The following is a 21,607-nucleotide window of genomic DNA, read 5'->3' as shown; positions in this document are numbered from 1 at the left end:
GTGATGGCGGCGCGCGCACCGCCGGATCAGAGCAATTCGATGGCGATGGCCGTGGCTTCGCCCCCGCCCAGGCACAGGCTGGCCACCCCGCGGCGCAGGCCGCGCCGCTCGAGCGAGTGCAGCAGCGTAACGATGATGCGCGCGCCGGTGGCGCCCACCGGATGCCCCAGCGCGCAGGCGCCCCCTTCGACGTTGACCCGCTCGGCGGGCAGGCCCAGGTCGCGCAGCGCGATCAGGGCGACCACCGCGAAAGCTTCGTTGATCTCGTACAGGTCCACCGAGTCGCGGCTCCAGCCCACCCGGTCGAGCAGGCGCGCGATGGCGTGCACCGGCGCGACCGGGAACTGCCCCGGCGCCAGGGCCGCGGCGGCATGCCCGACGATGCGCGCGCGCGGCTTCAGTCCCAGCGTTGCCGCGTGGCTATGCCGCGTCAGTGCCAGCGCGGCCGCGCCATCCGAAATCGAGGACGCGTTGCCGGCCGTGACCGTGCCGTCAGTGGAGAACGCCGGTTTCAGACTGGCCAGCCGCGTCGCATCGCACAGGCCCGGCGTCTCGTCGTCGGCAACCAGCGCGCCTGGCGCCATGCCGCGACGGGCATACGCCGCGATGGGCGCGATCTCCGCCGCGAAAGCCCCTGAGGCGATGCTGCCCTGCGCCCGCAATACGCTTTGCTCCGCATAGACATCCTGTTGGGCGCGGCTGAAGCCGTGCTCGCGCGCGGCCAGATCGGCGTAGTGCCCCATCAGATGGCCTTCGTAGGCGTCCTGCAGGCCATCGCGGTACATGTGGTCCAGCAACTGCCCGTCGCCCAGCCGGTATCCCTGCCGCGCCCGGGGGATCAGATGCGGCGCATTGCTCATCGATTCCATCCCGCCGGCCAGCACCAGGTCCGCCGATCCGGCAGTCAAGATGTCGTGCGCCAGGGTCACGGCCTTCATGCCCGAGCCGCACATCTTGCTCAGCGTGGTCGCCTGCACCGTGGTTGGCAGCCCCGCGCCCAGCACGGCCTGGCGCGCGGGCGCCTGCCCCAGTCCAGCAAACAGGCAGCAGCCCATCAAGGCCTCCTGGGCCGCGTCGGACGCCAGGCCCGCCTGACGCATTGCGGCGGCCAGCGCATGAGCGCCGAGCTCGGGCGCGGTGTAGTGCGACAAGGCTCCCTGGAAAGCGCCGATGGGCGTGCGCTGCGCGCCGACGATGACGACGGGATCTGAACGGGTGGACATGAGTCTATACCTCGATTGCATGGGGGTTCGAAGAATGCGCGGCCGCCATGACGCCGCGCACGAAATCCAGCAAGGTCGGGCTGTCGCCGGCCAGCAGTTGCCTGCCTATCAGGCTGGCGCATTCGTCTTCGCTGGCGCCGGTGGCGCGCCATTCATGCAGCCGCGTGGTGTACATGCCCAGGGCCAGCTCTTCGGTGATCCCGATCGCCCCGTGTATCGCATGCGCCAGGGCGCACACCAGCGGAATGGCTTCGCATGCACGCAGCCGCGCGCAGGCCGCTAGCGTGGCGTCGGGAAACAAGGCGCCGCTGGCGCATGCCAGCCGCGCCGCCATGGCAGTGGATGCCACCTGCTCCGCGAGCACGCTGATCTCCTGCTGGATCGCCTGGAAACGCCCCAGCGCCTTGCCGAACTGCTGGCGCTCGCCGACAAAGGCGACGCAGCGGTCGAGCACCGCCTGCATCGCGCCGGCGATTCCGGCGGCGTCGGCGGCGTTGCGCCAGGCCTGCACGGCGTCGTCCGGCAACGCGATGCGGCCAAGGACCGCCGGCGAGTCCGTCCATGCGGGTGCGGCGCTCGCGCGCGGCCGGAACAAGCCAGGATCCGATGCGGCGGGCGCCGCCACCAGCAACAGGCAGCCATCACGCTGCACCAGCAGGGTGCGCGCCAGTCCGGCTCCAGGCGTCTGGACGCACCGCAGGCCGCGCGGCCCGGGCAGCGCCCGGGCCAGGGCGATGGGCCCCTCGGGCACGGTCTGGCCGCTGGTGCGCAACAAGGCGCGCGCGAGCATGGTGTCGGCCAGCGGGTAAGGCAGCGCCAGGGCGCCCGCCGCCCGCAGCAAACCCTCGGCGTCCTCCAGCGACAATCCAGCGCCGCCCCGTTCCGCGGGCGTCAACGCGTCCACATAGCCGAGCGCATCGATGCCTTGCCATGTGCGCGCGGCCAAACTGTTTACCTGGCCGCCGTCGCCGGCCGCCTCGATCTCGCGGACCCGCTCCAGCGGGCACAAGCCCGCCAGGGCGCGCGCAAATTCGTCGTACAGGTCTTGCTGCATGGATGCCGGCATGGGCCCTCCTTCAGGGGTCGATAGGCCTTAGCGCAGGCCAAGCTCGCGTGCGATGATGCCGCGCAGGATATGGCGGGTGCCGCCGCGCAGCGAAAAGGTCGGGTTGATGAGCGTCAAGTAAGCCAGCGTGCGGGCGAGCATCTCGTCAGGCGCCGCGCCGGCATCCGCACGCAAGGCCTGGCCTATCCATTCGGGCACGGCCTGTTCGAACTCCGTGCCCAGGTCCTTCACCAGCACGGCCGCAAGACTGGCGTCGGCCCCTTCGTTCAGGCGCTGCGTCACCGCCAGCGACATGGCCCGCAGCACCGCCAGCCGTCCGGCCAGGCGCCCCGCCAGGCGGATCTGCGCCTGGTCCGGCGAGGACGCCCGGCGCAGATGCGCGAGCCAGCCGTCCATCAGCACCATGCTGGAATAGATCCGCTCCGGACCGCTGCGTTCCAGCGCCAGTTCAGCCGTGACCTGCTGCCAGCCGCTGCCCTCTTCGCCTATCAGTGCGTCATGCGGCAGGCGCACGTTGTCGAACAGGACTTCGCAGAAATGCGCGTCTCCCGCGACATCGCGGATCGGACGGATTTCAATGCCAGGCAAGGACAGGTCGAAGATCATCTGCGACAGCCCTTTGTGCCGGTCTTCCGGCACGCCCGAGGTGCGTACCAGCGCGCACATGTAATGCGAGCGGTGAGCGTTGGTGGTCCAGATCTTGCGGCCGTTGAGCCGCCAGCCGCCGGCATCGGGGGTGGCGCGCGTGCGCACGCTGGCGAGATCGGAGCCGGTATCGGGCTCGCTCATGCCGATGGCGAAGAAGGCTTCGCCGCGGATGATGCGCGGCAGGTAGAAGTCGCGCTGCGCTTGCGAACCGTAACGCAGGATCAATGGCGCGGTCTGGCGATCGGCGATCCAATGCGCCGACACCGGCGCGCCCGCCGCAAGCAGTTCCTCGCTCAACACGAACCGGGCGAAATTGCTGCGTTGCGCGCCGCCATAGGCGGCGGGCAAGGTCAGGCCCAGCCATCCCTGCCGCGCCAGCGCGCGGCTGAACTCCGCGTCATAGCCCATCCAGGAACGCGCGCGGCGGTCCGCCGGCATGTCCTTCAGCGCCTCGCGCAGAAAGGCGCGCACGGAAGGACGCAAGGCCTCGTCCTGCGCGGGAATCGCGGCAAGCCGCAGTGCCTCGTTGATAGCGCCCAATGTAATCCCCGGAACGCGCGGCGCCACGGCGCCGCCGCGCGCATTCCAATTTGCGGAAGTGCCGTGCAAGCCCAGCCCGCAGCGGTGCGCGCGGGCTTCATGGCAATCTACACGGGGGGCACATCGCGGTCTAATATTAGATGTGGACCGGGTAATACATCACAAATATCGCGAGCCCGGCGCATCAAGGGAGACACCCGTGGAGCTACGCCAGCTCAAGCAGCTGTTGGTCCTGTCCGAAACGCTCAACTTCCATCGCGCCGCCGAACGGCTGCACATGGCGCAGCCGCCGCTGTCGACCGCGATCAAGAAGCTGGAACAAGAGCTCGGCGTGCAGCTTTTCGATAGGCTGCCGGCCGGCCTGCAGCCCACGCCCGCGGGCCAGGTCGTGCTGCGGTATGCGCGCACCACGCTGTTCTATGCCGAGGAAATCCGCCGTGCGGCGAGAGAAGGCGCGAGCGGCGAACAAGGCGTCCTGAAGGTGGGATTTGTCGGCTCGTCCACCTACTCGCTGATGCCGCGTCTGCTATCGGAGTTCCGCAAGGACTACCCGCGCGTTGACCTGATCATCGAAGAGTCCACCACCGTCGATCTGCTGCGCCGCCTGGACGCGCACACGCTGGACGTGGCGCTGGTGAGATTCCCGGTGCTGGAGCCTACGGCCGCTCGCATCACCTTGTTGCAGCCCGATCACCTGATGCTGGCAGTGCCGGCCGGCAGCCGCCATGCGCTGCGCGAGGATGTCGCGTTGAGCGAACTGGCGGATGAACCGTTCATCGGCTATTCGCGCACGCATGTTCCGGGCATGCATGCGCTGGTCATGTATGCCTTCCAGCAGGCGGGCGTGGTGCCGCGCATCGCGCAAGAAGCGATCCAGGTGCAGACCATATTGAGCCTGGTCGAAAGCGGGCTGGGCGTGGCCATCGTGCCAGCGGTGGCCCGCCGGCAGGCGGGCAGCAATGTGCGCCTGGTGAATGTCTCGCAGCTGGCCGAAACCATCAAGGTGGGCATCGCCCTGGCGGTGCATCCGGACAACGCCACGCCGACCACCGCCAATTTCGTCGAGATGGCCTGCCGCCTGATGCGGCCGGAGCCCGCCGCGGCCGCGCCTGCATGACAGGGCCTGGACGCGCCTATTCCTGCTGGATGTTGGCCAGCTTGGCGATGCGCCGCATGGACTCGAGTTCGTCCCTCTGGAACGCCGCCAGCGTCTCGGGGCCGCCGACAAACGACTCGCCGCCCAGATTGGCCATGAACGCGCGGCCCTCGTCGCTGCGCACCAGCGCCTGCACTGCATCCGACACGCGCGCCACGATGGCGGGATCGACCTTCGCGGGAAAGAACGCGGCCGTCCAGGCATAGGCCTCGTAGCCCTTGGTGCCGCTCTCCTGCATCGTGGGCACGTCCGGCAGGTCCTTGATGCGCTTCGCGCTGGTGACGGCCAGCGGCCTCAGCTTGCCGCCGCGTATCAGCGGCAGCGCCGCGCTGACATCGGCCAGGCTGTACTGCACCACGCCGCCCGCCAGATCCGCCAGGGCGGCCGACGTGCCCTTGTACGGCACGTGCGTGGCCTTGAGCCCGTTCTGCTCATGGAACAGCTCCAGCACCACCTGATAGGTCGCGGTTCCGCTCGCGAAGTTCAGCTTGCCGGGCGCTTCCCTGGCGGCCGACACCAGATCCGCCACGTTGCGGTATGGCGAGTTGGCCGGCACCACCAGCACCATGGGAAAACGCGCGATGGGCGCGACCGGCGAAAAATCCTTGATCGCGTCATACGGCAAGTGCTTGAAGACGGCGGCGTTGGTCGTCATGGGCGAATTGCTGGCCACGAACATCGTGTAGCCATCCGGCGCGGCGGTCGCCACCGCCTGGGCGGCGATGAAGCTGTTGGCGCCCGGCCGGTTCTCGACGATGAACGGCTGGCCGAACTGCTCGGCCAGATGTTTGGACAGGAATCGCGCCGTGGTGTCGGCGCCGCTGCCGGGCGGCAGCGAGACGATGATCTTCACCGGATGCGAGGGGTATTTTTCCGCGGCACGGGCGTTGCCGCCCAGCGCCAGCGCCGCGCCCAGCATCGCCGTCATGGCCAGGGTCCTGATATTCATGCTTGTCTCCGCAAGGCTGTTCCATTCATGGCCATGGCCTCGGGGCCATGGCGTTTGCCATATTCACTCAGGCTGTATGCCTGCCATCCTGACCGCGTCGCCCCAGCGCCGGACCTCCTGCCCCAGATAAGCCTGGAACTCGGCGGGCGAGGAACTGCGCAGGTCTACCCCCTGCGCCGTGAACGGTCCGGCGATGGCCGGATCGCGCACCGCCGCGGCCACCGCCTGGTTCAGGCGCCGGATCACCGGCTGCGGCGTGGCGGCCGGCGCCAGCACGCCTTGCCAGGTGCTCATCGTAAGGTCTTGCAAGCCGGCTTCGCGCAGCGTCGGCACCTGCGGCAACGCGGGCGACCGTTCGGCGCCGGTCACGGCCAGCGCCTTGACCCTGCCGTCACGGATATAAGGCAGCGCCGAACTGATCGCATCCACCATGAACTGCACCTGGCCGCCCAGCATCGCCACCATGGCCGGATTGGTGCCCTTGTACGGGATGCCCACGGCGCGCGTGCCGGTAGCATGCAGGAACAGCGCCACGCTCAAATGCGTGATGTTGCCAACCCCGCCGGTGCCATAGCTGAGCGCATCGGGACGCGCCTTGAGGTAGGCGATGAATTCCCCGGTATCCCTGGGCGGCAAGGCATTGGTCGTCATCAGCACCAAAGGGATCGACGCCGTCAGCCCTACCGGCGCGAAATCGCGCAATGGGTCATAGGGCAGCTGCCGGTACAGCGCGGGGCTGATCGCCAGGCCCGACGAGTGGTATAGCAGGGTGTATCCGTCGGGCCGCGCACGCGCCACGGTTTCGCCAGCAATGTTGCCGCTGGCGCCGGTCTTGTTCTCGACGATCACGGGCTGGTCCAGTTGCCGCGCCACATGCTGCGCCACGGCCCGGGCCAGCACATCGGTCGGGCCGCCCGCCGCGTAAGGCAGGATCAGCCGCAAGGGCTGCGCCGGCCACGCCGCGGGATTGGCGACGGCGCGCGCCAGCGGCAGGCCTGCCAGCGCGCCTAAAGCGGCCACCAGCGTTCTTCTCCTTGTCTGCATGGATCTCCTCCTTGTGTCGCCTCGTTGTCTGTTGCGCGTCGGCGAGGCTGCCGTGGCCAGGGCGCAAGCCTCAGCCGCGCGTCTTGTCCAGGTATGCATCCAGCGCGTTGGCGTGCTCCCGCGTGTGGTGCGCCAACGCCTGGAAGCCGGCCGATAATTCCAACAGGGTGTCCAGCCGAGTGTGCTGGCCTTCGCGCAGCAAGCGCTTGGTCAGACGCAGCGCATGGCCGGAATGCTGGGCGATCTCCTGTGCCAAGGCCATGGCGGCCGGCAGCAGCGCCTCCTGGCTGAGCACCTGCGAAACCAGCCCCATGTCCAACGCCTGGGCGGCGTCGACGCTGCGGCCGGTAAACGCCAGCTCGCACGCGCGCGACATGCCGACCACCCGCGGCAGCAACCAGGCGCCGCCGTCTCCCGGCGTCAGGCCCAGCTTGACGAAACTCTCGGCGAAGCGGGCCTCCTCGGCGGCCAGGCGCATGTCGCACATGCAAGCCAGGTCGCAGCCCGCGCCGATGGCCGGGCCATTGACCGCCGCAATCGTCGGCACTTCCAGATTGCAGAGGGCCAGCGGCACGCGCTGGATGCCGTCGCGGTAGGCCCGCCGGCTGCGCACCGGCTCGCCCAGGCCGGCGCCGACCGCCGCGGACAAGGTCTTGAGATTGCCGCCGGAAGAGAACACGCCGTGCGCGCCGGTCAGCACCACGGCGCGCACCGACATGTCCGCGTTGACCTCGGCGCAGACGTCCACGAGCGCGTCGATCGCGTCGGGATCGGACAGTGCGTTGCGCGTAGCCGCGCGGTCCATGGCAAGGAGCAGCACGGCGCCATGGCGCTCGCGTCTCAGGAAATCAGTCATGGGCAGCTCCGGTCATTGCGGCATCGTTGGCCGCCGTCAAGGTCACGCCATCCCTTAGCAGCGCGGCGATGGCTTCATCCGGGTAGCCGGCCTCCTTCAGCACTTCGACGCTGTGTTCGCCCAGCCGCGGCGCATGCCGCGAAGGGTCGGGCGGCGTGCCGGACCAGCGCGACGGCACGGCCATCGTGCGCAGCTTGCCCTCGCTGGGATGCTCGACCGTGTTGAAGAACCCGACAGCTTCCAGTTGCGGATCGCGCAGCAGCGACTCCACCGTGTGCATGGGCATGGCCGGAATATCCGCCGCCTCGAAGGCCTCGAGCCATTGCGCGGTCGTGCGCTTGGCGATCTCGTCCGACACCAGGCGATAGATCGCATGGATGTGCTGGGTGCGGGTGCCTATGTCACGGAACCGGGGGTCGGTGGAATCGCGTCCCGGCTGGCCGATCAGCTCGAAGAATGCCGCCCATTGCTTGTCCGCGTAGATCAGCACGCAGATGTGCCCGTCCAGCGTGGCATAGGGGCGCCGGTCGGCGTTCAGGATGCGGGGATAGCCGGGAGGGCCCAGGGGCGGCTCGAAGGACTGGCCTGCCATGTGATCGCCCAGAATCAATTGCGCCATGGTCTCGAACATGGGCACGTCGATGGCCTGGCCCTGTCCTGTCCGGGCCCGGTGGTACAGGCCGGCGCTGACCGCGTTGGCCGCGCTGATGCCCACGATGCGGTCGGCGATGGCGCTGGGCGCGTATCGCGGCGTTTCGCCGCCAGCCTGGACCGACAGCGCCGGGATGCCCACCGCGCCCTGGATCAGGTCGTCGTAGGCGGCGCGCGCCGCATAGGGCCCCCGCTGGTCGTAGCCGTAGACGCCCACATACAGGATCGCCGGATTGGCCTGCGCCAGCTCCTGGTAAGACAGCCCCAGCCGCGCCATGGCCTGGGGCCGCACGTTGTAGATCAGGACGTCGCAGGTCGCCGCCAGCTTCAGCAGCGCTTCGCGGCCAGCGGGCCGCTTCAAGTCCAGCACGACGCTGCGCTTGCTGCGGTTGGCGTGCAGGAAGATCCCGCCCATGCCGGGATGGCGTGCCGGCCCGATGCCGCGCACGTTGTCGCCCGCCGGAGGTTCGACCTTGATCACGTCGGCGCCCAGGTCTCCCAGTATCTGCGTGGCGTAGGGACCCATCAGCACCGTGGTCACATCTAGGATGCGCACGCCTTCCAATGGGCCGCTCATTCCCTGCCCTCCGGACGCCCTGCCCGCACGCGCATCCCGCGCGGCCCGGATACCCTGCAAACACCACCTTCGACCATGACAGCTCCCATTCCAGAATGCCTTGCCGGACATCCTAGGTAAGAACTGCAAGCGCCGGAAATACTATATTTGGGTCAGCCGATACATCCAGAATATTGGCGGGGGATCGCGGCTGAGCCGGCCCTAGTTCAGGGCAGCGCGCCGCCGACCGTGCGCGCCAATTCCCCGTACCGCAGCTTTTCGGCCTGGATTTGCCGGGAGAACTCCTTGCTCCCTATCCCCACCACCTCGCCGCCGCTCTGCTGGGCCAGTTGCGCCCGCAGCGCCGGATCGTCCATGACCTGCCGCATCATGTCTTCAAGCTTGCCGGCTACCGCCGGAGGCGTCTTGGCATGTATGGCGAAGCCTATGAAAATGTACAGGGAGTAACCGGGATAGCCGGATTCCTGTACCGTCGCCACCTCGGGCAGCAGCGGATGACGCTGGTCTCCCGCCACGGCCAGCGCCCGGATTTTCCCCGAGGCGACCAGGGGCGCGGCGCCGGCGATGTCTATCAACGCCAGGTCCACCGAGCCCCCCACCACGTCCGCCACCGCTTGCGCGGCGCCCTTGTACGGGACATGGTTGAAATCCACGCCCGCGCGCTTGGCCAGGTCGAGCGCGCCCAGGCGATAGCTGTTGCCGTAGGTGGCCAGGCTGACGCCGCCCTTGTCGCGGCGGGCCGCCGCGACGACGTCGCCCAGGTTCTTGTAGGGCGAACTCACGGACGCGACCAACACGGCCACGTGGCGGGTCACGTTGAGCATCGGCAGCAGGTCCTCGGGGCGATACGGCAAGTCCTTGACGAACAAGGGGTTGATCACCGTCGCGCTGGGACTGATCAACACCACGGTGTAGCCGTCGGCCGGCGCGCTCAGCGCCACTTGAGTGCCTAGCGAGAGTTCGGCGCCGGGCCGGTTCTCCACCAGCGTCGACTGGCCCGCCACTTTGCGCAGGTGCTCGGCGAAGGTGCGCGTCATCGTATCGCCGCTGCTACCGGGTCCGATGGGCACGATGAAACGTATGGGACGTGAAGGATAGGCATCGGCTCCGGCTCCTGCGGCCGGCATCGAAGCAAGCAGTGCGGTGCAGGCGAGCACGGCAGCGCGCCACGCGGTTCTGGCAACGGACATGGTTTCGTCTCCTCGGGTTCTTGTGGCCTGTCACGATAGCGACAAGAACTCCGGCGTGCCATGCGGGAACCGACGATCAGCTATGCGCGGTCTGAACAGCGGTCTGCCAAGCCTTGGCCCAGCGCGCCTCGCGCATCTGCGCGGCCTGCTGCAACCGGACGAAGTGCTCTCCCAGCACCGCGACCAGGCAACGTTCGACCGCAAGGCTGGCGCGGTTGATGCGGTGCTTGGCGCCGGTGGCGCAGAACGTGTGCAAGGTGAGCGCCGGTTCGACGATGCGGGAAATCGCCAGGTCGCCCTCGTCCAGATAGTCCTCGATGCGATGCACCTGGGTGATGGCATGGCGGCCGCAGCGGCGCACCACCTCGCGGATCATCGCGCCGGAGTTGATCTCCAGCTCCGCGCGCAACTCCAGCTGCATGTCGCGGGTGCGTTCACGCACCACGGCCTCCACGGGATTGGGCGAAGGCGGCATCACGATGGACAAGCCGTTCAATGCGGCCAGCGGCACGGTGGGGTCGCGCAACAGCGGCGAATCGCGCCGGCCCAGCAGCACCAGGTCGGACGAGAACAGGCGCTGCGCCTGGGCGGGCGGCTCGGGCTGGCAGCTGTTGAAGACGCCGATATCGAGCTTGCCCGCCGCCAGCCTGTCCATGACATCGCGGCTATAGCTTTCGTGTATGACCAGATGGATCCTGGGGAACTGGGACGTTATGCGGTTCACCAGCATCGACACCGGGCCTTCGGCGGCCCAGCGCGGCAAGGCGATCTCCACCGTGCCGGACGGCTGCTCATTGGTGGAGGACGCCAGCTCCAGGAAGCCGGTGGCGCCATCCAGCAGGCCCTGCGCCACGGGCAGCAGCGCCACGCCCAACTCGGTCAGCAGCACGCCGCGGCCAGTGCGGTTGAACAGGCGGCCGCCCAGCTGTTCCTCCAGTTCCAATACCCGCCGGCTCAGCATGGACTGCGAGCAACCCCGCAGCACCGCCGCCTGCGAAAAACTGCCTGACTCCGCAGTCGCGACGAAAGCGGACACGTTCTCGATCTTCAGCTCATCGGCTGCGCGGGCCACCAGTTTCACTTTCTGTCTCCTGCCAGGATGGGACAGCCTGCATTGGTTTTTTTTGATCATATCAGGGCGTATCGCGCCCACGCGGCCTGGCGCGGCGTCGCGTCAAAGGTGCTGCGTTGCGGCAAGCGCGCGCCGACCGGCTGCTTCATCCATGCCGGATCGGGATCAACCCGCAGCAGCTCCTGGAGCGTTCTTGCTGCCACGCAGCACGGACCGAATCACGGCGAATCGGCCTGAGCGTTGCCGATCCTGCATACCTGCCATCCGCTGCGCGTGCTTACCCCGCTCGCCTGCCATGCCTACAGTTGGCCCATCCCGATTCCGGGTGTGCGGATCAACCTGCCAAGGAGATGAAATGGCTGGAGTGCTTGAAGGGAAAGTCGTGCTGGTCACCGGCGCCGGCCGCGGCGTGGGCCGCGAAATCGCCCTGCTGGCGGCGCGCGAGGGCGCGGCCGTGGTGGTCAACGATCTGGGTGGCAGTCCGAACGGCGAAGGCGCGGGCACGCTGGATCCGGCATCCGACGTGGTCGCGGAAATTCGCCAGGCAGGCGGGCGCGCCGTCGCCAATGGCGACAGCGTGTCCGACCCGGACGCGGCGGCGCGCATGGTGCAGGCCGCCGTCGACAACTTCGGACGGCTGGACGGCGTGGTCAACAACGCCGGCATCCTGCGCGACCGGATGTTCCACAAGATGAGCAACGTGGACTGGCAGCAGGTCATCGACGTGCATCTGCAAGGCGCCTACAACGTCAGCCGCGCCGCCGCCGCGATGTTCCGCGAACAGCAGTCCGGCGCCTACGTGCACATGACCTCGGCCGCCGGCCTGGTGGGCAACATCGGCCAGGCCAACTATTCCGCGGCGAAGCTGGGCATCGTCGGGATCTCGCGCTCCATCGCATTGGAAATGGAACGCTGCAACGTGCGCTCGAACTGCGTGTCGCCTTGGGCCTGGAGCCGCCTCATCGGCACCCTGCCCGACGAAACCGAGGAGCAGAAGCGCCGGCTGGAACGCTTCAAGCAGATGACCGCCGACAAGATCGCCCCCATGGTCGTGTACCTGCTGTCCGATCTGGCCGCCGGCGTCAGCGGGCAGATCTTCGGCGTGCGCAAGAACGAGATCATGCTGTTCAGCCAGCCGCGGCCGGTGCGCAGCGTGCATCGCTCGGAAGGCTGGACCGTCGAAGCCATCGCCGAGCATGCGATCCCCGCGATGCAGCCCAGCCTGGTGCCGCTGGAAAGCGCGCGCGAGGCTTTCGCCTGGACTCCGGTATGAGGCCCGCCATGAGACTCGACCCCGACAAGCTGATGCAGCGCCGCTTCGAACCGGTGGAACAGACCTACACCGCCAAGGACTCCATCCTGTACGCGCTGGGATTGGGCTTGGGCCGCGACCCGCTGGATGCGCGCGAACTGTCCTTCGTCTACGAAGAGCGGCAATTGGCGGTGCCGACCCAGGCCGCGGTGCTGGGCTACCCCGGCTTCTGGATGAAGGAACCGGACACCGGCATAGACTGGCGCCGGGTACTGCACGCCAGCCAGTCGGTGCAGCTGCATCGCCCGCTGGCGCCGGCCGGCACCGTCATCGGCCGCACGCGGATCAAGGACATCCTCGACAAGGGGCCGGACGTGGGCGCGCTTTTCTTCGTGGAGCGCACGCTGGAAACACCTGACGGCGCCCTGCTTGCCACCGTGGAACAGGCGGTGATGGCGCGCGGCAACGGCGGCTTCGGCGGCGCCAGCGGCCCGTCACCGGCGCCCGCCAAGCTGCCGGAAAGCACGCCCGAACACGTCTGCGACCTGCCGACGCTGACGTCCCAGGCCCTGCTTTACCGCCTGTCGGGCGATCTGAATCCGCTGCATGCGGACCCCGAGGTTGCGCGCGCGGGCGGCTTCGAGCGCCCCATCCTGCATGGCCTCTGCTCCTATGGCATCGCCTGCCACGGGCTGCTGCGCATGCTGTGCGACTACGAGCCGGCCAGGCTCAAGCGCATCGACGTGCGCTTCAGCGCGCCGGTCTATCCCGGCGAGACCATCCGCGTCGAGGCCTGGGGCGCCAGCGGCGAAGTGCGCTTCCGCGCCACGGCGCTGGAACGCCAGAAAGTGGTGCTGAACAACGGTCTGGCCATCATCGACGCGGCCCAGGGAGCAGGCGCATGAGGGGCATACTTTCCTTCGGCGCCTACATTCCGCGCCTGCGCCTGCGACGTGAGGCGATCGTGCGCAGCCATTCCTGGTACGACGCCTCGCTGGCGGCGCATCGCGCCGGCGAGCGTTCCATGTGCGGTTACGACGAGGACGCCATCACCATGGCGGTCGAGGCGGCGCGCGACTGCCTGCACGGGCTCGATACGCCCGCCGTGAACGACCTGCTGCTGGCTTCGACTTCATTGCCCTACGCCAGCCGGTTGAACGCCAGCATCGTGGCGCAGGCCTTGAATCTGGCCGAGGACATCGGCGCCATCGACATCGCATCCTCGCAGCGCGGCGCCACCTCTGCCTTGATGCAGGCCCTGCGCGGGGGCGCTGGACGCAGCGCGCTGGTCGTGGCGAGCGACCGCCGCAAGGCCAAGGTAGCCAGCGCGCAGGAGCTGCTGTACGGCGATGCCGCGGGCGCGGTGCTGGTGGGTGATGGCGAGGCCATCGCCGAGCCCCTGGCGCTGGAGAGCCGCAGCATCGACATGGCCGACCATTATCGCGGCGCCGGCGCGGCCACCGACACCTATTGGGAAGAGCGCTGGATACGCGAGGAAGGACACGGCGCGCAGATTCCGCAGGCCATCTCGGCTGCGCTGCGCCAGGCCCGGCTGGAACCCGGCCAAGTGGATACGCTGTGCGTGGCGCTGCCGCAAAAGGGCGCGGCGCAGCGGATCGCCAAACTCGCCGGCATTGCCGCCGACCGCGTGCATGACACGCTGGCGGCCACGGTAGGCAACGCGGGCTGCGCCCATCCGCTGCTGATGCTGGCGCATGCGCTGGGCGCGGCCGCCCCAGGGCAGGTGCTGGTGTTGGTCGCCTTCGGCCAGGGCGTGGACGTGCTGGTCCTGCGCACCACCCCGGCCCTGGCCGCCCTGCCCGGTCGGCGGGGCGCGCAAGGCTGGTTGGCGCGCGGCAAGGCGGAGGACAACTACATGAAGTTCCTGGTGTTCAACGACCAGCTTCCGCTGGAACGCGGCATGCGCGCCGACAACGACAAGCTCACGCCGCTCTCCGTCGAGTACCGCAACCGCAAGGCGGTGCACGGCTTCGTCGGCGGACGTTGCGGCGCTTGCGGCACGGCCCAGTGGCCGCGCACCGACATCTGCGTCAATCCCGCCTGCGGCGCCAGCGGCACGCAAGAAGACCTGCCGTTCGCCGACACCCCGGCCAGGATCATGAGCTACACGGCGGACCGCCTGGCCTATACCCCCGATCCGCCGGCCTGCTACGGCATGGTGCAGTTCGAGGGCGGAGGCCGCCTGATGATGGACTACGCCGACATGGACGAAGACGAGCTGGCTGTCGGTCTTGCGCTGCGCATGAGCTTTCGGATCAAGGCGCATGACGCCGCGCGCGGCTACACCCGCTATTTCTGGAAGGCGACCGTCGCCGACCCCAAGGAGAACAGGCATGGCAACGGGAATTCGTGACAAGGTGGTGATCCTGGGGATGGGCTGCTCGCACTTTGGCGAGCGCTGGGATCGCAGCGCCGAGAACCTGGCGGTGGAGGCCTTCGGCGAATGCCTGCTGGACGCCGGGATCGGCAAGGAACAGATCCAGGCGGCATGGCTGGGCACTGGCATCGAAACGCAGCACCTGGGCAGCGGCGGCGTGCCGCTGGGGGTCGCCCTGAGACTGCCCAACATCCCCGTCTCGCGGGTCGAGAATTTCTGCGCGTCAGGCTCGGAAGCGCTGCGTGGCGCTGCCTATGCGGTGGCCTCCGGCGCCTGCGACTTCGCGCTGGCCTTCGGCGTGGAGAAGCTCAAGGACACCGGCTACGGCGGCCTGCCCCAACGTCCGCGCGGTCCGCTCAACGACATCGTGTGGCCCAACATCAGCGCGCCAGGCTCGTTCGCGCAGCTGGCCAGCGCCTACCGCGCCAAGCACGGCGTCGATGCCCGCGACCTGAAGCGCGCCATCGCCCATATCTCGGTGAAAAGCCACGCCAACGCCGGCCGCAATCCCAAGGCCCATTTGCGCAATCCGATCAGCATGGATGACGCGATCAACGCGCCGATGATCGCCGAGCCGCTGGGCCTGTACGACTGCTGCGGCGTGTCGGACGGCGCCGCTTGCGCGATATTGACCACGCCGGACATCGCGCGCGGCCTGGGCAAGCGCGACCTGGTGGCAATCAAGGCGCTCCAGCTGGCGGTATCCAGCGGCAGCGAAGCCGGGCACGACAGCTGGGACGGCAGCTACTTCCAGACCACCCGGGTCGCGTCGGCCCGCGCCTACGAAGAGGCCGGCATAGGACGGCCGCGCCAGCAGATCGACCTGCTGGAAGTGCACGACTGCTTTTCCATCACCGAACTGGTGACGATGGAGGACATGCACATCTCGGCCGAAGGCCGCGGCGCCCATGACGTGCTGGACGGATTCTATGACGCGGACGGCACGATCCCCTGCCAGATCGACGGCGGCCTCAAGTGCTTTGGCCATCCCATCGGCGCGACCGGACTGCGCATGGCCTATGAGATGTACCTGCAGATGCTGGGCCGCGCCGGCGCCCGCCAGCGCGCCGACGACCCCGCGCTGGGCGTGATCCACAACCTGGGCGGCTTTCCCTGGCAGAACGTGTGCAGCGTCTCCGTGCTGGGCAAGTACGGCGCCTGATCGGCGCCACATCGGACAAGAAAGGAGAAACAACGTGTTGATGGACGAATACCAATCCCCCTGGCGCACGCCAGAGATCGAACAGTTCCAGCACACTGCCCGCCGCTACTGGACAGCCGAGCTGCTGCCGCGCCTGCCGGCCTGGGAGGCGCAGGGCCACATCGACCGCGAGGTCTGGAACCAGCTCGGCGCGATGGGCTTCCTGTTGGCGGATCTTCCTTCGGAGCACGGCGGCGGTGACGGCGACTACGCCCATTTGGCGGCGCTGGTGGAAGTCAGCGCGGAATGCGGCTTCGGCCCCGGTTTCGGTCCGCACTACATTGTCGGCCACTACCTGCACCACTACGGCAGCGAGGAGCAGAAGCGGCGCTGGCTGCCGGGCATGGCCAGCGGCGACATCGTCGCATCCATCGGCATGACCGAGCCCGGCGCCGGCTCCGACCTGCAAGGCATCAAGACCCGCGCGCGGCGCGACGGCGACTGCTATGTGGTCAATGGCTCCAAGACTTTCAACACCAATGGCCGCCACGCCGACCTGGTGATGCTCGCGGTCAAGACCGACGCCAGCCTTGGCGCCAAGGGCGTGTCGCTGCTGATGGTGGAAACCGGCGGGTTGGCGGGCTTTCGCCGCGGCGAGCCGCTGGACAAGATCGGACTCAAGGCGCAGGACACCGTGGAGCTCTTCTTCGATGAGGCCAGGGTGCCCGCCGCCAACCTGCTGGGCGCCGGGGAAGGCCAGGGATTCGCCCAGATGATGGCGCAGCTGCCCTATGAGCGCCTGCTGATCGGCATACGCGCCGTCGGCAGCATCGAACGGGCCTTGCGCCTGACGCTGGAACACGTGCATCAGCGCCAGGCCTTCGGCCAGCCGCTGTTCAAGCTGCAAAACACCCGCTTCGAGTTCGCCGAAATGAAGACGGAGGCCACGCTGGCGCGGGTATTCATCGATCAGTGCATCGCCTGGCAGCAACAAGGGAGACTGGACGCCGCCACTGCCGCCATGGCGAAATGGTGGGGCACGCAAAAAGAGTGCGAGACGGTCGACCGCTGCCTGCAGCTCTTCGGCGGCTATGGATTCATGCGCGAGTACCCCATCGCGCGCATGTACATGGATTCGCGCGGCCAGAAAATCTATGGCGGGGCCAACGAGGTGATGAAAGAGATCATCGCCCGCCAACTGGCGCCGCGATGATGACAGGACGCGACACCAAGACAGGCCCCCTGGCCGGGCTGAAGGTGCTGGACATCGCCACCGTCCTCGCCGGCCCCTTCGCCGCCACGCTGCTCGCCGACTACGGCGCCGACGTGCTCAAGCTGGAGCTGCCGCGCAAGGGCGACGGCATGCGCGCCTTTCCGCCGTTCAAGGACGGCAGGAGCATATGGTGGAAGACCGCCCAGCGCGGCAAGCGCTTCGCCACGCTGGACTTGCGCACGCCGGAAGGCGCCGACCTCTTCAAGCAGCTACTGCCGCAGTTCGACGTGCTGATCGAGAACTTCCGGCCCGGCACGCTCGACCGCTGGGGCCTGACCAAGGAAGTGCTGTGGTCGCTGAAGCCCAACCTGGTGATCCTGCGCGTCACGGGCTTCGGCCAGTCCGGCCCCTACTCGGAGCGGCCCGGCTTCGCGCGGATCTTCGAGGCCATGGGCGGACTGACCACCGTCACCGGACATGCCGAGGACGAGCCCATGCACGCGGGCGTGCCGCTGGGCGACTCCATAGGCGGACTGTTCGGCGCCATCGGCATCCTCACGGCGCTATGGCCCCGCGCCCGCGACCCGGCCCGGCCCGGCGAAGAGATAGACCTTGCGTTGACGGAGTGCATCACCCGGCTGCTGGACTTCATGCCCGGGGTCTACCAGCAGCTTGGCACCGTGCCCGCCCGCAATGGCAACCGCAGCCCCTACTCCGCGCCTTCCGCGGTTTACCGGACGCGCGACAACCATTGGGTATCCATGGCGGGCTCGATCGACTCCATGTTCGCCAACAACTGCCGGGCCATCGGCCGGCCGGACCTGGCGCAGGATCCGCGCTACGCCAACAACGCCAGCAGGGTCCTGCATGAACAGGAGTTGAACCGCGTCTTCATCGAATGGTGCGCCGGGCACGATCTGGACCAGGTGCTCGCCGCCTTCGAACAGGCCAACGGCACGCTGGCGCCGATCTACACCATCGAACAGGTGGTCAAGGATCCCCACGTGGTGGCGCGGCGGTCCATCGTCGACGTCCCGGACCTCGACTTCGGCATGCTGCAGATGCCCAACGTCGTGCCGCGCTTCACCCGCGATCCGACGGAGCCCAGCCATGCCGGCGCCGAACTGGGGCAGGACAACGAAACGGTCTATGGCGAACTGTTGGGACTGCCGCCAGACAGCATCGCCCGGCTGCGCGCGGCCGGTGTGATCTGAGAACTCGATATGCACAAGGGAGACCAGGAATGCCGCATGCCATCCGCTTGATCGCGTTCACGGCCGTCGCGCTGACGGCGCTCGGCCCCGAGCCCGCCCGCGCGGCCAGCCCCTACCCGGACCAGCCAGTTCGGTTGATCGTGCCCTACCCGGCGGGCGGCGCCGTCGACGGCGCCGCCCGCATCCTGGCCGAGCGCTTGAGCGCCCTATGGAGCCAGGCCGTGATCGTCGAGAATCGCCCCGGCGCCTCCGGCCGCATCGGCCTGGCCCTGGCGGCCAAGAGTCCACCCAGCCATACCCTGGTCGCCGCCACCAGTTCCACCCTCAACGAACAGCTGGCCCGCGGCCCGGACGGCGCTGCGCCGGCGGCTGCGGACCTGCTGCCCATTTCCACCCTTTTCACCACGCCGGTGGCGCTGCTGGTCAACCGGCAGGCGGTTCCGGCGGAAAGCCTGGCGCAGTATGTCGAGCTGGCGCGCGCCAAGCCCGGCGCCGTGAGCTTCGGCTCCAGCGGCGAGGGCACGACCACCCATTTCTTCGGGGAACTGCTCAAGCGCGAAAAGGACATCGACATCACCCACATACCCTTTGCGGGAGAAGGCCCCAATCTGAGCGGCCTGATAGGGGGACACGTAGGCAGCGCCTTCCTGAGCGCATCCGGCGCCACCAAGGCGGCCCAGACGGGCAAGACCCGCGTACTGGCCGTCACCACGCCGGCGGGCTCGCCCCTGCTGCCCGGCGTGCCCAGCTTCGAACAGCTGGGCATCGCCGGCCTGGACCGGGACACCTGGGTTGGGCTCTACGCGCCGCCCGGCACCCCTCAGGCCGTGGCCGACCGCATCACGACAGATGTCGCAACCGTGCTTTCAACGAGCGACGTGCGCGAGCGCTATGCGCAACTGGGATTGATCGCCGAAGGCGGCTCGTCACGGGATCTCGCCGCAAGGATGGAGGACGATCGCCAATATTGGACCCGGGTTGTGCAACAGACGGGAATCACCCTGAGATAGGCTCGCCAGCCGCCCTCTGCTTGCACAAGCCTCTGAATAAGCAGGCAAAAGTAGTACTCTGGACATAGCAGCGCCGGCGCTCCGCCGCCCGGCGCCGCGCGTCGGAGGAAAGCAGCTCATGACCGCCCCGATCCTGAGCCTGATGTCCGGAACCTGTGCAATGCTGCGCAAGCTGCGCCGCGTGGCGGTGCTGTTGGCGGCGGCGGTGCTCAGCGCGGGCGGCGCAAGCGCACAGCCCACCGGCGGCCAGCCCTCCGCCGTCATGCTGTCCCTGGACGGCATCGTCGGCCCCGCCACGGCGGACTACGTGATCCGCGGCCTGGCGGCGGCGCATGAACAAGGCGCGGCGGCGGTCGTGCTGCGCATCGACACGCCCGGCGGGCTCGACGCCTCCATGCGCGACATCATCCGCGCGATTCTTGCGTCGCCGGTGCCGGTGCTTTCCTATGTGGCGCCCAATGGCGCGCGCGCTGCCAGCGCCGGCACCTACATCCTCTACGCCAGCCATGTCGCGGCCATGGCGCCCGCCACGAATCTGGGCGCGGCCACGCCCATCGCCCTGGGCGGCAGCCCTCCCCGGCCGGCCGACAGTCCCGCGGGGCCAACCGACCCGCCAGGCAGGAAGCCGGCTGCGGATCCGGCGGACAAGACCGCCCCGGGCGCACCCAAGGATGCGGGCGAGGCCAAGGCCGTCAACGACGCCGTGGCCTACCTCCGGTCGCTCGCCGCGCTGCGCGGCCGCAACGCCGACTGGGCGGAACAAGCCGTGCGCGCCGCCGCCAGCCTCACGGCCGGCGAGGCCCGCGCGCAGAACGTGATCGACCTGATCGCGGACGACGTGCCGGATCTGCTGGCCAAGGCGGACGGGCGCCGCGTCCGGGTCGGCAACGCCGAAACCATGCTGCACACCAAGGACTTGCGCGTGCTGGCGCGCGAGCCCGACTGGCGCACCCAGATGCTCAGCGTGATTACGAATCCGAATCTGGCGCTGCTGCTGTTGATGGCGGGCGTGTACGGATTGATCTTCGAATTCATGAGTCCCGGCGCCCTGTTTCCGGGCATCTTCGGCGCCATCTGCCTGCTGATCGGCCTGTATGCCCTGGCGGCGCTGCCGCTGACCTATGCCGGGATCGCGCTGGTCCTGCTGGGAACCTCGCTCATGGTGGCGGAGATTTTCGCGCCGACGCTGGGCGTCCTGGGCGTGGGCGGCGCGGTTTCGTTCGTGCTTGGCGCCTTGCTGCTGATCGACACGGAGTCAGCGGCCTTTGGCGTATCGGTGCCGATGGTGGCGGGAATCGCCGCGGCCAGCCTGGGAATGACCTTCCTGATCGGCCGCCTGGCCTTGCGCTCGCGCCGGGCGCCCATCGTCAGCGGGGCCGAAGCGCTGATCGGCCTGCGCATCAAGGTGCTGAGCTGGACGGGCGAGCAAGGCTATGTGGCGGCGGCGGGAGAGCGCTGGCGGGCGGTGGGCCCGGCGGGCCTTGCGGCCGGCGACACCGTGGTCATCACGGCCGTCCGAGGCGTGACCTTGCAGGTGCAGGCGCCCCAAGGCCAACCGCCGTCCGGAGCATGACGCCCGCCCTGTCCGCGGCGCAACCCAACACTAGCGGAGTCTGCCATGTTGATGAACCTCGCCTTCTACGCCCCCATCCTGGCGTTGGCCGTCGCGCTGTTCGCCCTGTCGGTCCGCATCCTGCGCGAGTACGAGCGCGGCGTGATCTTCACGCTGGGCCGCTTTACCGGGGTCAAGGGTCCGGGGCTGATCCTGCTGATACCCGTGGTGCAGCAGATGGTGCGGGTGGACCAGCGCATGACCGTGTTCGACGTGCCCAGCCAGGACGCGATCTCGCGCGACAACGTATCGGTCAAGGTCAATGCCGTCATCTACTTCCGCGTGATCGATCCGGAGCGTTCCGTGATCCAGGTGGAAAACTTCAGGCAGGCAACCAGCGAACTGGCGCAGACCACCCTGCGCTCGGTGCTGGGCAAGCATGACCTGGATGAACTGCTGTCGGAGCGCGACAAGGTGAACAGCGCCGTGCAGAGCATTCTTGACGCGCAGACCGACGCCTGGGGCATCAAGGTGGCGAACGTGGAAATCAAGCATATCGACCTGAACGAAGGCATGGTCCGCGTCATCGCCCGGCAAGCGGAGGCGGAGCGCGAGCGGCGCGCCAAGATCATTCATGCCGAAGGCGAAGAGCAGGCCGCGCAGATGCTGCTGAACGCGGCGCGCACGCTCGCGCAGCAGCCGGAAGCGATGCAGCTGCGCTATCTGAGCACGCTGGCCATGATAGGCGCGCAAAACAGCTCGACCATCGTCTTTCCCTTTCCCGTGGAGATCGGCCGCTTGCTCAAGGGGCTGACGGAGAAAGGCCAGGAGCCGCCTGCCGGCCCCTGAGCTTGC

19 protein-coding genes are annotated in these 21,607 nt (G+C 68.4%); 10 read left to right on the top strand and 9 right to left on the bottom strand.

The annotated features are described in order from the left end of the window. Positions 1-26 precede the first annotated feature (26 nt). From BRO63_RS21855 to BRO63_RS21845, 3 genes are read right to left on the bottom strand one after another with little or no spacing between them, the layout of a single operon-like run. On the bottom strand, positions 27-1,223 hold the full coding sequence (locus BRO63_RS21855; RefSeq protein ID WP_088141816.1) for a thiolase family protein: 1,197 nt from the start codon (positions 1,221-1,223) through the stop codon (positions 27-29). Between the two features lie 4 nt (positions 1,224-1,227). After that, on the bottom strand, positions 1,228-2,289 hold the full coding sequence (locus BRO63_RS21850) for an acyl-CoA dehydrogenase family protein (RefSeq protein ID WP_088141815.1): 1,062 nt from the start codon (positions 2,287-2,289) through the stop codon (positions 1,228-1,230). A gap of 27 nt (positions 2,290-2,316) precedes the next feature. Then, on the bottom strand, positions 2,317-3,477 hold the full coding sequence (locus BRO63_RS21845) for an acyl-CoA dehydrogenase family protein (RefSeq protein ID WP_088142026.1): 1,161 nt from the start codon (positions 3,475-3,477) through the stop codon (positions 2,317-2,319). 199 nt (positions 3,478-3,676) lie between these two features. Between BRO63_RS21845 and BRO63_RS21840 the strand changes: the two genes are divergently transcribed. Continuing rightward, positions 3,677-4,594 carry a LysR family transcriptional regulator gene (locus tag BRO63_RS21840; protein WP_088141814.1) on the top strand — a complete coding sequence of 306 codons (918 nt, stop codon included), beginning with the start codon at positions 3,677-3,679 and terminating at the stop codon, positions 4,592-4,594. A gap of 16 nt (positions 4,595-4,610) precedes the next feature. Here the strand turns inward: BRO63_RS21840 and BRO63_RS21835 are convergent, their stop codons facing one another. From BRO63_RS21835 to BRO63_RS21810, 6 genes are all read right to left on the bottom strand, one after another. Then, a complete protein-coding gene (locus BRO63_RS21835) occupies positions 4,611-5,582 on the bottom strand; it encodes a Bug family tripartite tricarboxylate transporter substrate binding protein (RefSeq protein WP_088141813.1) in 972 nt (323 codons plus the stop codon). A gap of 63 nt (positions 5,583-5,645) precedes the next feature. Then, on the bottom strand, positions 5,646-6,626 hold the full coding sequence (locus BRO63_RS21830; RefSeq protein ID WP_088141812.1) for a Bug family tripartite tricarboxylate transporter substrate binding protein: 981 nt from the start codon (positions 6,624-6,626) through the stop codon (positions 5,646-5,648). Positions 6,627-6,696: 70 nt separating this feature from the next. After that, the gene (locus BRO63_RS21825; protein WP_088141811.1) at positions 6,697-7,482 is read right to left on the bottom strand and encodes a crotonase/enoyl-CoA hydratase family protein; all 786 of its coding nucleotides are present in this window, start codon (positions 7,480-7,482) and stop codon (positions 6,697-6,699) included. Further along, a complete protein-coding gene (locus BRO63_RS21820; protein WP_088141810.1) occupies positions 7,475-8,710 on the bottom strand; it encodes a CaiB/BaiF CoA transferase family protein in 1,236 nt (411 codons plus the stop codon). The genes BRO63_RS21825 and BRO63_RS21820 overlap by 8 nt, the downstream gene beginning before the upstream one ends. A gap of 206 nt (positions 8,711-8,916) precedes the next feature. Next, positions 8,917-9,900 carry a Bug family tripartite tricarboxylate transporter substrate binding protein gene (locus BRO63_RS21815; RefSeq protein WP_088141809.1) on the bottom strand — a complete coding sequence of 328 codons (984 nt, stop codon included), beginning with the start codon at positions 9,898-9,900 and terminating at the stop codon, positions 8,917-8,919. Positions 9,901-9,976: 76 nt separating this feature from the next. Next, complete coding sequence (locus BRO63_RS21810; protein ID WP_179215177.1) at positions 9,977-10,981, bottom strand: LysR family transcriptional regulator; 1,005 nt, start codon at positions 10,979-10,981, stop codon at positions 9,977-9,979. A gap of 346 nt (positions 10,982-11,327) precedes the next feature. On the opposite strand from BRO63_RS21810, the gene BRO63_RS21805 reads away from it, so the two are divergent. The 9 genes from BRO63_RS21805 to BRO63_RS21765 all read left to right on the top strand — a co-directional run bounded on the left by BRO63_RS21805 (position 11,328) and on the right by BRO63_RS21765 (position 21,601). After that, positions 11,328-12,245: an SDR family NAD(P)-dependent oxidoreductase gene (locus BRO63_RS21805; protein WP_088141807.1), complete on the top strand. Its 918-nt coding sequence runs from the start codon at positions 11,328-11,330 to the stop codon at positions 12,243-12,245. 8 nt (positions 12,246-12,253) lie between these two features. Then, positions 12,254-13,129, top strand: a complete 876-nt coding sequence (locus tag BRO63_RS21800; protein WP_088141806.1) for a MaoC family dehydratase — start codon at positions 12,254-12,256, stop codon at positions 13,127-13,129. Beyond that, a complete protein-coding gene (locus tag BRO63_RS21795; RefSeq protein WP_088141805.1) occupies positions 13,126-14,598 on the top strand; it encodes a 3-oxoacyl-[acyl-carrier-protein] synthase III C-terminal domain-containing protein in 1,473 nt (490 codons plus the stop codon). Before BRO63_RS21800 ends, BRO63_RS21795 begins: the two co-directional genes overlap by 4 nt. Beyond that, positions 14,579-15,784, top strand: coding sequence for an acetyl-CoA acetyltransferase (locus BRO63_RS21790; RefSeq protein WP_088141804.1), 1,206 nt, complete (start codon positions 14,579-14,581; stop codon positions 15,782-15,784). The genes BRO63_RS21795 and BRO63_RS21790 overlap by 20 nt, the downstream gene beginning before the upstream one ends. 40 nt (positions 15,785-15,824) lie before the next feature. Next, positions 15,825-16,976 (top strand): acyl-CoA dehydrogenase family protein, encoded by a 1,152-nt coding sequence (locus tag BRO63_RS21785; RefSeq protein ID WP_179215194.1) that lies wholly within the window; start codon positions 15,825-15,827, stop codon positions 16,974-16,976. Further along, positions 16,973-18,190 (top strand): CaiB/BaiF CoA transferase family protein, encoded by a 1,218-nt coding sequence (locus BRO63_RS21780; RefSeq protein WP_088141802.1) that lies wholly within the window; start codon positions 16,973-16,975, stop codon positions 18,188-18,190. Before BRO63_RS21785 ends, BRO63_RS21780 begins: the two co-directional genes overlap by 4 nt. 29 nt (positions 18,191-18,219) lie before the next feature. Further along, positions 18,220-19,200, top strand: coding sequence for a Bug family tripartite tricarboxylate transporter substrate binding protein (locus tag BRO63_RS21775; RefSeq protein WP_088141801.1), 981 nt, complete (start codon positions 18,220-18,222; stop codon positions 19,198-19,200). A gap of 118 nt (positions 19,201-19,318) precedes the next feature. Next, positions 19,319-20,773 (top strand): NfeD family protein, encoded by a 1,455-nt coding sequence (locus BRO63_RS21770; RefSeq protein WP_088141800.1) that lies wholly within the window; start codon positions 19,319-19,321, stop codon positions 20,771-20,773. A gap of 45 nt (positions 20,774-20,818) precedes the next feature. Beyond that, positions 20,819-21,601, top strand: a complete 783-nt coding sequence (locus BRO63_RS21765) for a slipin family protein (protein ID WP_088141799.1) — start codon at positions 20,819-20,821, stop codon at positions 21,599-21,601. Positions 21,602-21,607: the final 6 nt, after the last annotated feature.

The organism is Achromobacter xylosoxidans (assembly GCF_002192695.1).
Taxonomy (GTDB): Bacteria; Pseudomonadota; Gammaproteobacteria; order Burkholderiales; family Burkholderiaceae_B; genus Achromobacter; species Achromobacter xylosoxidans_C.
This window is presented reverse-complemented; position numbering and strand designations above follow the sequence as displayed.